Below are 11,683 nucleotides of genomic sequence, written 5' to 3' on the forward strand. Positions count from 1 at the left end.
GGATAGAGCATGTAACGGTGTGGGCGGGCTGGTGACGGCTAAGCGGGCGGCGCGGCGGCGCGGCGACCGCTTAATCGGCGCGCCAGGTTGAGCGCCACCAGAAGACTATCCGGGTTTGCTACGCCGCGGCCGGCCAAATCGAGCGCGGTGCCGTGGTCTACCGAGGTGCGCACCAGCGGCAGGCCCAGGGTGATATTGGCCGCCCGACCAAAGCCTGCATACTTTAGCACTGAAAGCCCCTGGTCGTGATACATCGCCAGCACCGCGTCAGCCTCTTGCAAGTGGCGCGGGGTAAACAGCGTATCCGCCGGGAAAGGGCCGCGCACGTCGATTCCCTGGCCACGCAGGTGAGTAAGCGCCGGGGTGATCGTCTCGATCTCCTCGCGCCCCAAGTGCCCGTCCTCCCCGGCGTGAGGGTTCAGCCCGCACACGGCAATGCGTGGGGCGGCGATACCGAACTGGTGGGTTAGATCGGCGGCAAGAATCGTTACGATCCGCGTCAGACGCTCGAAGGTGATCGCATCGGCGACGTCGCGAAGCGCCAGATGGGTGGTCGCCAGCGCCACGCGAAGGTCCCCACTGCCCTGCCAACTGCTTGCCTGAGTATGCAGCGCGCAGTCGGTGGCCAGCATCATTACCACCTCGTCGACACCACAGGCGTCGCGCAGCCACTCGGTGTGGCCGGTAAAATCCTTGAAGCCGCCGTCGATGATCACGCCCTTGTGCAGCGGCGCCGTGACGATGGCGCCGGCCAGACCCTGCTGGCAGGCGCGAACACCCACGTCGAGGGTTTCGATCACGTAGGCGGCGTTGGCCGGGTCAAGCTCACCCGGGGTGCACGGCGCTTTCAGCGCTACCGGCCAAACCCCCAGATGCGGCGTGTCGGGGCGCTCCAAATGCCCGTCCTCGGCGATGACGATCTCCACGTCCAGGCCAAGGCGCGCGGCGCGATCTTGTAGCATCCCGGGGTCGCCCACCGCCAGCGTCTCGGGCCCGAGACGCCCCTGGGCTGCCAGCATCAGTACCAGTTCCGGGCCGATACCGGCGGGTTCACCGGTGGTGATCAGCAGCGGAAGAGGAGCGCTTTCAGCCATTACCGGCGGATATCCACGAAGGCCTGGTCGCGAATCTCACGCTGCCAGTTTTGCAGCTCTTCGTTAGCACGGCGCTGGAAAATCGCTTGGCGTACCTGCTCGCGACGGCTCTCGTCGGTCACGTCCTGACGGCGGCGGTCGAGCACTTCGATGATGTGGTAACCGAACTGCGAACGCACCGGCGCGGAGACCTGGCCGGCGCTTAGGTCGTTCATCGCCTCTTCGAAGGCGGGCACGGTCTGGCCCGGGCGTACCCAGCCAAGGTCGCCGCCGTTCATGGCGCTGCCCCGGTCGTCGCTGAGCTCGCGGGCCACCGCACCGAACGCCTCGCCCTGCTGCAAACGCGCGCGGGCCTGCTCGGCGCGCTCCCGCGCCTGGTCTTCATTGCGGGTGGGCGTAAGCTCCACGAGAATGTGGCGCGCCTGGCTCTCTTCGATGAACGCCTGGCCCTGCTGAGCGGGCTGCTGCTCGAGGAAACGCTCGACATCACGGTCGCTGACGCTTACGCGCTGCTGAATCTGGCGCTGCTGGACCTGGCGCATGAGCATCTCGCGGCGCACGTCTTCGCGCACCTCGGCAAGCGACATACCGTCGGCTTCGACGGCGTCGGCAAAGGCGTCCATGCTCAGGCCGTTGGATTCGGCGATGGTTCTTAGCTGACGATTGAGCTCGGTATCGTCGACGCTTAGATTGGCCTGGCGGGCCATTTGCAGCTGGATCTCGTCGAGCACCATGCGCTCGAGCACCTGCTCCTGGAGCTGGCGGCGCGGCGGCAGGTTTCCGCCCTGGGCCTGGGCCTGCTGCTCGACCTGTGCCATACGCTCGTCGAGCTCGCTTTGCATGATCACGCCGTCGTTGACCACCGCGGCCACGCTGTCCAGGGTTTGGCGTTGGCTATTTTGAAAGTTTTGGGCGTGGGCGTTAACGCTTACCAGCGCCGCGCTCGCGCCCAGACACAGCGCCAGCGCCCCGGCCGTCGACAGCCACTTTAGCTGCCGTGAAAAACCGCCACCTGCTAGGCTCTTGTTCATCGTCATAGAAAAATCTCTTGTCGTCGCTATTGAATAAAAGCGGGGTATTGGATGGTCATGCGTTACAAGGGTGACGGGGTATAGCCCGGAACCGCCCGGTCGAAATACGTGTTCGCCCCTTGGCCCACGCCGCCCAAACCGCGGAACACGAAGCGCAGAAACAGTCCGCGGTCGCTGAAATCATCCCCTATTCGGGCGGTGTCGTTATCGTCGATCCACTCGCGCCAGACCACCTGCACGCCGTAGCAGCAGTCGTTCCATTGCACACCGGCGAGCTGCTCCAGCGCCCGGTCGTTGGTTTGGTCATACAGATAGCGCCCGATCAGGTCGATCTGCGGGGCGGCCTTGTAGCCCACCGAGAGATCCCACTCTTCGCGGCTATAGTCGCGAAAGCCGTCGTCGCCGGGTACCACGCCCGGGTCGTACCCTTCGATCTCCCAACGGTAGCCAAGGTTCACTACGTGGCCCTCGGGATGACGATAAGCCACGTCGACGCTGGAGCGCTCGGTCTGCTCGCGTTGATCATCGTACAGCCACTCGTAGCCGGTGCTCCAGCGATCGCTGATCTGCCAATCGAGCCGGGTGACCAGCGGCGAGCGCTCGCGGGTCGCCTGGTAGCGGCTTTGCGGGTTCACGTTCGGGTTCTCTTCCGGGCGGTCCGGCAGCGTATCCGGGTCGCCGTCGCTGTCGATGCGCCGCTCGGCGAAGTACACGCTTTGGCCGACACCGAAGCTCAGCCGGTCCCGCCCGGCGCCATCCTCGATCAAACGCGACTGAACGCCTAACGACACGCGGTTGAGATCGCCCACCCGGTCAGCGCCGGAGAAGCGATGGGGCGACCAAAGCTGGTCCCAGGAGAAGGCGCGCTCGCGGCTGTCGAACTCGGGTAAGTCCACCTGATCGGTACGTGGAACGTAGGCGTAGTTGAGCCGCGGCTCCAGGGTCTGGCGGTAGTCGCTTTCGCCCAGCGCCAGTTCGCGCTCGAACACCAGGCCGCTGTCGATAGAGGTAATCGCGACGCTGCGCGTAGGCGAGGTGCTTCGACTGGTGTCACGGTCGCCGTAATCGAGCTCGTAGGCGGTGTTCCAAAACTCGGTGCGCGGCTCGATATACCCCCAGGGCTCCTCGAAACGCCAGCCCACCGCCGGCGAAAGGTGAAGCCGGGAGCCGTTGGCGGCTTCGCGCTCCGGCACCAGGGTTTCATCGACATCGCGCCAGAAGTAGGTGGCGTTGGAGCGCCACTGGCTATAAAAGCCGCCGCCGAGCTGCCAGTTGTTGGTATTGGCCGTCAGGCTGGGTAGCCGGTAAAAGGGCTTGTCGCTGTCGCTTAGCGGGTCTTCCAGGCGCTGAAACCCCTGGGCGCGGGCGTCGAGCTGCCAGCGCTCGCCACGGTAATCGACCTGGGCCAAACGCTCCATGGCGGCGCGGTCGCTGCGGCCGAACTCGGCGCCGAAGTCGTCGAAGTAGCGCCCGTCGCTGGCCCCGCCGTAGCGCAGGCTGTAGTTGCTGCGCGGGTTGACGCGGCCGCGGTGGCGGGCGTCGATATACCAGCGTTCCTGGCCTTCGAAACGGTTATCGCCGGTGCGCCGACCGCCGTCGTCGGCCAGATAGCCACCCTCGACCATGCCCTGACTCTCATCGAGCAGGTAGCGGTACTCGCCGTTTAAAAGAAGGCCGCGGTCACTCATCAAGCGCGGGGTGATGGTGGCGTCCTGATTGGGTGCGATGTTCCAGTAAAACGGCTGGGCGTAGTCCAGCCCGCTGTTAGAAAAGCCCAGGGTCGGCCACAAAAAGCCGGTTTGGCGGCGCTCATCCAGCGGAAAGCGCACCCAGGGCCAGTAAAACACCGGCACGTCCTTGACCTCGAGGCGGGCATTGCGCGCGGTGCCAAAGCCCGCGGCCTGATCGAGGCGGATGTCGCTACTCACCAACTGCCAGGTGTTTTCGCCCGGGTCGCAGGTGGTAAAACGAGCATCGTGCAGCCGGTACTGGTCTTCGCCGGTCTGTTCGAGCTGGCTGGCCTGGCCGCGCAGGTGGGGCTCGTAAAGCACGAAACGGCTGTCGTCGATACGGCCGCGGTCTTCGTCCAGGCGCAGGGTGGCCTGGTCGCCGCGCAAAAGCGCCTGGCCGTTGCGCAGTGCCAGTCCGCCTTCGACCTCGACCTGTTCCCGGCTGGACGGCAGAAAAACCTGCGCGGCCTGGAGCTCGCTATCCGCCCGGCGCAGCACTACGTCGCCGCGCAGCAGCGCTTCGCCATCCTGGGCGTAGGCGGCTTGTGTCGTTTCGATCGAGAGCGTTTCGGGGTTTTGCTCGGCGGGCAACCGGTAGCCGGGCATGACGTAGCGCCCGCGGCATAGCTGGCCCTCGGCCTCGGCGGGCCGGTATGGTTGCCAGTCCAGCGCCTCGGCAGGCAAGGGTTCACTCTGCGCCATCGCTGAATACGCGGTGAGCGCAAAAATGCCCACCAGCGTGTGTCCTACCGGCGCAGTGCGCGTAAATCGCTTGCCCATGTTCGTTATCCTTGGCATTCAGAATCGGTATTATACAGCTCGCTAGATGTCCGACCAGCAAGGAGCTTGCATGCCCACTTCCAGGATCGACGCCCTCACCCGATGGGTCGCTGAAAAAAACGGTCTCGCGCCGTCCGCTCTCACCCTCGCCCCGGCCGGGGGGGATGCGAGTTTTCGCCGCTATTTTCGCCTGATACTGCCCGGAGGCGAAACACAAATTGTCATGGACGCCCCACCCGAGCAAGAGGACTCGGCGCCGTTCGTCGCCATCGCCCGGCAATGGCACGCAGCGAATCTGCCCGTGCCCGCCATCTACCATGCCGATCTCGACGCCGGTTTCATGCTGCTCGAAGACCTGGGCGACACCCCGCTTCAGGCGGCGTTTACCGATGCCGCCAGCGCCCGCGCGCGCACTGGTGAAGCGCTCGAGCTAATCGGTCGTCTGCAAAACGCCGCCAGCCCTGACGCTCTGGCACCCTACGACGCCTCGCTACTACGCCGCGAACTCGACCTGTTCCCCACTTGGTGTTTAACCCAGTGGCTTGGTCTCGAGGCGCCGGAAAGCCTGGAAGCGCTGAACGACGATCTGATAACCCAGGCGCTGGCGCAGCCGGTAGTGAGTGTACACCGGGATTTCGATGCCATGAACCTCATGCCCCACGCCGGAAAGCTCTACATGATCGATTTTCAGGACGCGGTGGCCGGCCCCATCAGCTATGACGTCATCTCGATTCTTTGCGGGCGCTACTGGCGCTTCGAGCCCGCCGAATTCGACGCCTTGGTCAGGCACTTCTACACGCAGGCACGCCGGGACGGGCGCCTCTCCTCCAAAGTCGATGAAACCACGTTTTTGATCCAGTGCCGCGCCATGGCCGCCCAGCGTTCGCTCAAGGTGCTGGGGATTTTCTGCCGTCTGACCCTGCGCGACGCCAAAACCGGGTATCTGGCCCGTTTGCCGCACTTTTTGAACCACCTCGAGGACAGCCTGGCAGCGCTTAGCCAGCACGCCGAGTTCACCACCTGGCTACGTGACACCCTGCGTCCCGCGATCACCGCCAAGCTGGGTGAGGCTTCATGAAGGCGATGATTCTGGCCGCCGGGCTTGGCACGCGTATGCGCCCGCTGACCGACACCTGCCCCAAGCCGCTTTTGCCGGTAGGCGGCAAGGCGCTGATCGAGCACCACCTGGACCACCTACGCCTGGCCGGTATCGACGAGGTCGTCATCAACGTAAGCTACCGCGCCGAACAGATCATCGAGGCACTGGGCGATGGCGAGCGCTTCGGGCTTTCGATTCGCTACAGCGTCGAGCCAACGCCTTTGGAAACCGGCGGCGGCATTTTCAACGCGCTACCGCTTTTAGGCGAGGCGCCCTTTTTGCTGGTCAACGGCGATGTCTGGTGCGATTGGCTGCCAACCCCCACCCTTGCCCCGGGCAAGCTGGCCCACCTGGTGTTAGTGGATAACCCGCCCCAGCACCCGGAGGGGGACTTCGCCATCATCGAAGGCCTGGCCCGGATGGCCACACCCGCGCTCACCTATTCGGGCATCGGCGTTATCCACCCGGCGCTGTTTGAACAAAGCAGCGCCGGCGCCTTCGCCCTGGCGCCGCTTTTTAAAGCGGCGATAGCCAAAGGCCTGGTCAGCGCCGAGCATTTTGTCGGCCACTGGGTCGACGTAGGCACGCCGGCGCGGCTTGGCGCGCTCGAACGCCATTTGGCAGCACGCTAAACTGATTCACCCTTTTGGCAGGAGGCCCCGTGAGCCTTGCCGATGATATTGCCCTAACGCCGCTGGTCGCGGTTTACGGCACGCTGAAAAAAGGTCTCAACAACGCCCACGTGCTGGAGGATGCCGAGTTTTTGGGCGATGACAGGAGCGCGCTCCTTACGCTCTACGACGTCGGCCCCTACCCTGGCGCCAAACGTCGTGACTCCAAAGGGATCGCGCTGGAGATTTACCGCGTCGATCAAGCGACCCTGGCGGCGCTTGATGTGCTGGAAGACCATCGCCCACAAGCGCCCTTTGATGGCGAGTATCAGCGCGTCACGCTTGCCACCCGCTTTGGCGACGCCTGGGTGTACCTCTACAACCCGGATACCACCGCACTGAGCGCCATCGGCGAAGGCGGCTGGCCGGTAGAGGGATAGCGCCGGTTGGCGCAAAGGCGTGTTATGCTGCGCGCCACGTACGAATCGTTAGCAAGGAGAGCCGCGTGAAAGCACGGGTGAAGTGGACAGACGGCCGCCAGTTCGTGGCGGAATCGGGCAGTGGCCATAGCGTTGTGATCGATGGCCCGCCGGATCACGGCGGGCGCGATACCGGCCCCCGCCCCATGGAAATGCTGCTGATGGGCATGGGGAGCTGCACCGCTTTCGACGTGCTCAACATTCTCGACAAGGCCCGGGCAGACGTGACGGACTGCGTGGCAGAGATCGACGCCGAGCGCGCCGACGAGGTGCCGTCGGTGTTTACCCGTATTCACGTTCATTTCGTGGTGACCGGGCGGGCGCTCAAGGAGAAGCAGGTCCAGCGCGCCGTCGAGCTTTCCGCCGAGAAGTACTGCAGCGCCTCGATTATGCTGGTCAAGGGCGGGGTCGATATCACCCACTCCTTCGAAATTCAGGACGCCGCGGCGGATTAAAATCGCGTCGCTGGATGCAACTCGGGGGCCGGGCGGGCATAATACGCCCGCTCGGTTCCCGGGCAACGTAACACCAGGAACATGTACGGATCCGGTTCCGGCGCTGGCTCGTCGGGGTGTTTTCACTGCTACCAGGAGGCGCGGAATTGCCTGATAATCTCCGACTCCACGGGTTTAACAACCTCACCAGCTCGTTAAGCTTCAACATTTACGATATCTGCTACGCCAAAACCGAAGAGCAGCGCGGCGAGTATATCGATTATATCGACGAGCTTTATAACGCCGAGCGTTTGACGCAGATTCTCAAGGATGTGACCAATATCATTGGTGCTCACGTGCTCAATATCGCACGTCAGGATTACGAGCCCCACGGCGCGAGCGTGACGGTGCTGATCGCCGAGCACGAGTTGGACGAGCCGCTACCCGCGCAGACCCGGCCAGGCCCCGGGCCGCTGCCGGAAACCGTGGTCGGCCATTTGGATAAAAGCCACGTCACGGTGCATAGCTACCCGGAATCCCACCCGGATAACGGCATCAGCACCTTCCGGCTGGATATCGACGTCTCCACCTGTGGCCACATCAGCCCGCTCAAGGCGCTGAACTACCTGATCCATAGCTTCGATTCCGATATCGTCACCATCGATTATCGGGTACGCGGTTTCACCCGGGATGTGGACGGCAAGAAGCTCTTCATCGATCACGCTATCACCTCGATTCAGGACTATCTGGCCGAGGATACCAAGCACGCGTATCAGATGATGGATGTGAACGTGTATCAGGACAACATGTTCCACACCAAGATGTTGCTCAAGGATTTCGAACTGGATAACTACCTGTTCGGCACCTCGCGCCGGGACATCACCTTCGAGGAAGCGCGGGAAATCGAAAACCGCCTGCGCAAGGAGATGCTGGAGATCTTCTACTCGCGCAATCTCGATTAGCCCTATGGCGATCGAAGACGAAAAAGCCGACGCCCGCGCGTCGGCTTTTTTGATGGCGGCTCCGGGCCCGGAGGCTCGCGCAACCCTACGCGGGGGCGCTGTGAATACTTCCCTGTACGCTACTTTCGCCTTCCCTGGCGAAAGACCCCCGCTACGGGTTACACGATCCTCCTCCCACTGATCGCATAGCTTTGCATCGATCCTCGGCTAGTAAACCTTCTCCTCCCCTTCCGGGCGCGTTTTGAAGCGCCGGTGCAGCCACAGATACTGCTCCGGGTGCTTGCGAATCGCCCGTTCGATGAACTGGTTGACCCGGGTGGCATCCTCTACCTCGTCCTTGCTCGGGAAGTTCTCGAAGGCCGGCAGGCACTCAATGGTATAGGTGCGGTTGTCCGGGTTTCTATGGAACATCAATGGCACCACCGGCGCGCCGGTCATACGGGCGATCTTGGAGGTCAAACGGATGGTCGCCGCCTGTTGACCGAATAGCGGCGCGAAGACGCTGACATCGCGGCCGAAATCCTGATCCGGCGAGTACCAGACGATATGCCCCGCCTTGATGCGGCGCACCACCCCGCGCAGGTCGTGCCGGTCGATAGCCTGGCCGAAAATGCGCGAACGGGCGCGGGTCATGAAACGCTCGAACAGCGGGTTGTTGTGGGGCCGGTACACCACGTCCGCCGGGAAGAAGAGCGAGTGCAGCGCCCCGCCCAAATCCAGCGTCGAAAAGTGAATGCCGACCACCAGCACCCCCTTGCCCTGGGCCTTCGCCCGGGCCAGGTGCTCCTCGCCGTTATAGGCGACGCGGTGCCTGAAGCCCTGCGCGCTGCGACACCACCCGGTGGCGGTTTCCACCAGCCCAATCCCGTTGGCGATGAAGGTCTCCTTGACCAGCTGTCGCTGGGCATCAACGCTTTTCTCGGGAAAGCAGAGCGCGATATTGGTGGCGGTAATGTGGCGCCGACGTTTGATCAGCGCCCAGGCGAGCAGACCGATCATCTTGCCGACCCAAAGCTTAAGCCGCCAGGGCAGCCAGGCGACGAGATACATCGCGCCAATGGCGACCCAGGTGGGCCAGTAGCGCGGATGCGCGAAAGAGCGGGGAAACGTTTTTTTAGACATACCAGTAACCGTTAAGTGAGCGCGCCGCTGTAAATGCGCGGCACGCGAGGCAAGACCCCGGTCAACAGCGTATAGCTGATCGTATCGCAGTGGCGGGCCACTTCATCGACGCACAGCAACGCCCCGTGGGCACTTTGGCCCCAAAGCACCACCTCGCTGCCAATCCCGGCGTCGATATCACTCACATCGACCGTGAGCATATCCATCGACACCCGCCCGGCGATGGGGCAGCGCTGACCGTTAATGAGTACCGGCGTGCCGTCACTGGCGTGGCGGTCATAGCCATCACCGTAGCCTGCGGCCACCACGGCGATGCGCGAGCGCCGCGGCGCTAACCAGCGCCCCCCGTAACCCACCGGCTCGCCTTTTTCGACACTGCGCAGGGCGATGATTTCTGAGCGCAGGCTCATGACCGGGCGAAGCGCGCGGGTAAGGGCGTTATCCACCGCGAGCGGATTGCTGCCGTAAAGCATCACACCAGGCCGGTTCCAGGCGCCGTGGGCGTCGCGGTGGGCAAGCGTTGCGGGAGAGTTCGCCAGGCAAAGCGGAGCGCCGAGGGTTTCACCGAGCGCTTTGACCGTCGTCATTTGCCGGTCGAAATAGCCACGCTCGCCGGCGTCCGCCGTGGCGAAGTGGCTCATCAGATGAAGCGCGCCCACCTGAGGCGCGGTGCTCAAGCGGTGCCAGACATCCTCCACGCGCTGTGGATCAAAGCCCAGCCGATGCATCCCCGAATCCACCTTCACCCACACGGGGATCGGTTTTTCGGGCGTGCAGGCTAAAAGCGCCTCGACCTGCCAGTCGCTGTGCACGCTGACCCATAGGCCAAGGGTGTCCACCAAGGCCAATTCGTCGGCGCTGAAAAAGCCTTCGAGCAGCACGATGGGCCCTTGTATGCCTCCCTCGCGCAGGGTGATGGCCTCTTCGATACAGGCCACCGCGAAGGCCGGCGCCTGGGGGGCCAGTGCGCGGGCGCAGGCAAGGGCGCCGTGGCCGTAGGCGTTGGCCTTGATGACCGCAACGGACTGGCTTTGGGGCGCGCAGCCCGCGGCTAGCTGATAGTTATGACGCAGCGCGTCTAAATCGATATGGGCCGCTAGCGGGCGCATTTTAACGGTACTCACTTACAAACGCCTCGGGGCGCCTGACGACGGTCGTTTATGAAATCGGATATTGAAGGCGCCCGAATGGGTAGCCCACTAACATTAACGCACCGGAGGGTTAATCCGGTGCGTTAGGTCTTGCCTTTTTTAAGGCTCGCTGGGGGTATTAGCTCTCGAAAATAGCGTCGAGAGAAAGGCCCTGTTTCTCCAGCGCGCGGCGAAGCTTCTTTAAGGCTTCCACCTGTATCTGACGAACCCGTTCCCGGGTCAGGCCGATTTCAGCGCCGACTTCCTCGAGGGTCGCCGATTCGTGTCCGCGCAGGCCAAAGCGGCGAACCACGACTTCACGCTGCTTTTCACTCAGCTCGTCGAGCCAGTGATCCACGTGCTCGCGCACGTCACCATCCACCAGAAGCGATTCCGGGCCGGAGACATCGTCATCGGCCAGGGTATCGATCAAGGGCTTGTCACTTTCCCCGCCCATGGGGTAATCCACGGAGGAGACGCGCTCGTTGAGCCCCAGCATCTTCTTGACGGTTTCGACCGGTTTATCCAGGTGCTCGGCGATCTCTTCCGCCGTTGCCTCGTGGTCGAGCTTTTGAGTGAGTTCCCGCGCGGCGCGCAGGTAGATATTGAGTTCCTTGACCACGTGAATGGGCAAACGAATGGTACGGGTCTGGTTCATCAGCGCCCGTTCGATCGTTTGGCGAATCCACCAGGTCGCGTAGGTCGAAAAACGAAAACCGCGCTCGGGGTCGAACTTTTCGACGGCCCGGATCAGCCCCAGATTGCCTTCTTCGATCAAATCCAACAGCGTCAGGCCACGGTTGAGGTAGCGCCGGGCGATTTTTACGACCAGACGTAGGTTCGATTCGATCATTCGCGAGCGCCCAAGCGGGTCACCCTTGCGCGCCAAACGGCCGTAATAGACCTCTTCTTCTGGCGTCAACAGCGGCGAAAAACCGATCTCGTTGAGATAAATTTGCGTAGCGTCCAGGCTTTGGGTCGCTTGACGATCCTCGCGACCCAGCGCTTTTTCGAAGGCGTTTTCCTCTTCGGTGGCGGTGTCTTCAGCGTCGTCCAACGCTTCTTCCACCGTCTCCAGGTCAACCTCCTGTAGGTCCTTCTCCAGCATACTCATGGTCTTACCCCCGTTGTCTTGCCTAACCGCCATGTAGAAAAGTATGGGTGGCCGCACTTCAGTGTGCGCGTGCACCGTTATTGTTATATGACGCTCT

At 63.0% G+C, this 11,683-nt stretch carries 11 protein-coding genes; 5 read left to right on the forward strand and 6 right to left on the reverse strand.

Features of this window, described 5'->3' with window-relative positions; translation table 11 throughout:
* Positions 1–38 precede the first annotated feature (38 nt).
* Genes pdxA through ACWHRL_RS13060 form a run of 3 tightly spaced genes read right to left on the reverse strand, consistent with a single transcriptional unit; the run spans position 39 to position 4,635 of the window.
* On the reverse strand, positions 39–1,094 hold the full coding sequence (pdxA, locus tag ACWHRL_RS13050) for a 4-hydroxythreonine-4-phosphate dehydrogenase PdxA (RefSeq protein WP_447893998.1): 1,056 nt from the start codon (positions 1,092–1,094) through the stop codon (positions 39–41).
* Positions 1,094–2,131: a peptidylprolyl isomerase gene (locus ACWHRL_RS13055; RefSeq protein ID WP_447893999.1), complete on the reverse strand. Its 1,038-nt coding sequence runs from the start codon at positions 2,129–2,131 to the stop codon at positions 1,094–1,096. The genes pdxA and ACWHRL_RS13055 overlap by 1 nt, the downstream gene beginning before the upstream one ends.
* A gap of 56 nt (positions 2,132–2,187) precedes the next feature.
* Positions 2,188–4,635 carry an LPS-assembly protein LptD gene (locus tag ACWHRL_RS13060; RefSeq protein ID WP_447894000.1) on the reverse strand — a complete coding sequence of 816 codons (2,448 nt, stop codon included), beginning with the start codon at positions 4,633–4,635 and terminating at the stop codon, positions 2,188–2,190.
* Between the two features lie 70 nt (positions 4,636–4,705).
* On the opposite strand from ACWHRL_RS13060, the gene ACWHRL_RS13065 reads away from it, so the two are divergent.
* The 5 genes from ACWHRL_RS13065 to speD all read left to right on the forward strand — a co-directional run bounded on the left by ACWHRL_RS13065 (position 4,706) and on the right by speD (position 8,220).
* Entirely contained in the window at positions 4,706–5,713 is a 1,008-nt protein-coding gene (locus tag ACWHRL_RS13065; RefSeq protein WP_447894001.1) for an aminoglycoside phosphotransferase family protein, read from the forward strand.
* A complete protein-coding gene (gene murU / locus ACWHRL_RS13070; protein ID WP_447894002.1) occupies positions 5,710–6,366 on the forward strand; it encodes an N-acetylmuramate alpha-1-phosphate uridylyltransferase MurU in 657 nt (218 codons plus the stop codon). The genes ACWHRL_RS13065 and murU overlap by 4 nt, the downstream gene beginning before the upstream one ends.
* 29 nt (positions 6,367–6,395) lie before the next feature.
* The gene (locus ACWHRL_RS13075; RefSeq protein ID WP_447894003.1) at positions 6,396–6,785 is read left to right on the forward strand and encodes a gamma-glutamylcyclotransferase family protein; all 390 of its coding nucleotides are present in this window, start codon (positions 6,396–6,398) and stop codon (positions 6,783–6,785) included.
* A gap of 65 nt (positions 6,786–6,850) precedes the next feature.
* On the forward strand, positions 6,851–7,279 hold the full coding sequence (locus ACWHRL_RS13080; protein WP_447894004.1) for an OsmC family protein: 429 nt from the start codon (positions 6,851–6,853) through the stop codon (positions 7,277–7,279).
* Between the two features lie 146 nt (positions 7,280–7,425).
* A complete protein-coding gene (gene speD, locus ACWHRL_RS13085) occupies positions 7,426–8,220 on the forward strand; it encodes an adenosylmethionine decarboxylase (RefSeq protein ID WP_447894005.1) in 795 nt (264 codons plus the stop codon).
* A gap of 207 nt (positions 8,221–8,427) precedes the next feature.
* Here the strand turns inward: speD and lpxL are convergent, their stop codons facing one another.
* The 3 genes from lpxL to rpoS form a co-directional block, all read right to left on the reverse strand.
* On the reverse strand, positions 8,428–9,342 hold the full coding sequence (gene lpxL / locus ACWHRL_RS13090) for an LpxL/LpxP family Kdo(2)-lipid IV(A) lauroyl/palmitoleoyl acyltransferase (RefSeq protein WP_447894006.1): 915 nt from the start codon (positions 9,340–9,342) through the stop codon (positions 8,428–8,430).
* An 11-nt stretch (positions 9,343–9,353) separates the two neighbouring features.
* Positions 9,354–10,451, reverse strand: coding sequence for an alanine racemase (gene alr, locus ACWHRL_RS13095; RefSeq protein ID WP_447896178.1), 1,098 nt, complete (start codon positions 10,449–10,451; stop codon positions 9,354–9,356).
* 160 nt (positions 10,452–10,611) lie between these two features.
* Positions 10,612–11,586, reverse strand: a complete 975-nt coding sequence (gene rpoS / locus ACWHRL_RS13100) for an RNA polymerase sigma factor RpoS (protein WP_447529570.1) — start codon at positions 11,584–11,586, stop codon at positions 10,612–10,614.
* Between the last annotated feature and the right edge of the window lie 97 nt (positions 11,587–11,683).

The organism is Vreelandella sp. GE22, assembly GCF_968212445.1.

What these genes read in the sequence shown, in the direction of transcription:
- alr (WP_447896178.1), bottom strand. Translation starts at nt 10,451, where the DNA reads ATGCGCCCGCTAGCGGCCCATATCGATTTAGACGCGCTGCGTCATAAC.
- ACWHRL_RS13065 (WP_447894001.1), top strand. Translation starts at nt 4,706, where the DNA reads ATGCCCACTTCCAGGATCGACGCCCTCACCCGATGGGTCGCTGAAAAA.
- murU (WP_447894002.1), top strand. Translation starts at nt 5,710, where the DNA reads ATGAAGGCGATGATTCTGGCCGCCGGGCTTGGCACGCGTATGCGCCCG.
- ACWHRL_RS13060 (WP_447894000.1), bottom strand. Translation starts at nt 4,635, where the DNA reads ATGGGCAAGCGATTTACGCGCACTGCGCCGGTAGGACACACGCTGGTG.
- ACWHRL_RS13055 (WP_447893999.1), bottom strand. Translation starts at nt 2,131, where the DNA reads ATGACGATGAACAAGAGCCTAGCAGGTGGCGGTTTTTCACGGCAGCTA.
- pdxA (WP_447893998.1), bottom strand. Translation starts at nt 1,094, where the DNA reads ATGGCTGAAAGCGCTCCTCTTCCGCTGCTGATCACCACCGGTGAACCC.
- lpxL (WP_447894006.1), bottom strand. Translation starts at nt 9,342, where the DNA reads ATGTCTAAAAAAACGTTTCCCCGCTCTTTCGCGCATCCGCGCTACTGG.
- rpoS (WP_447529570.1), bottom strand. Translation starts at nt 11,586, where the DNA reads ATGAGTATGCTGGAGAAGGACCTACAGGAGGTTGACCTGGAGACGGTG.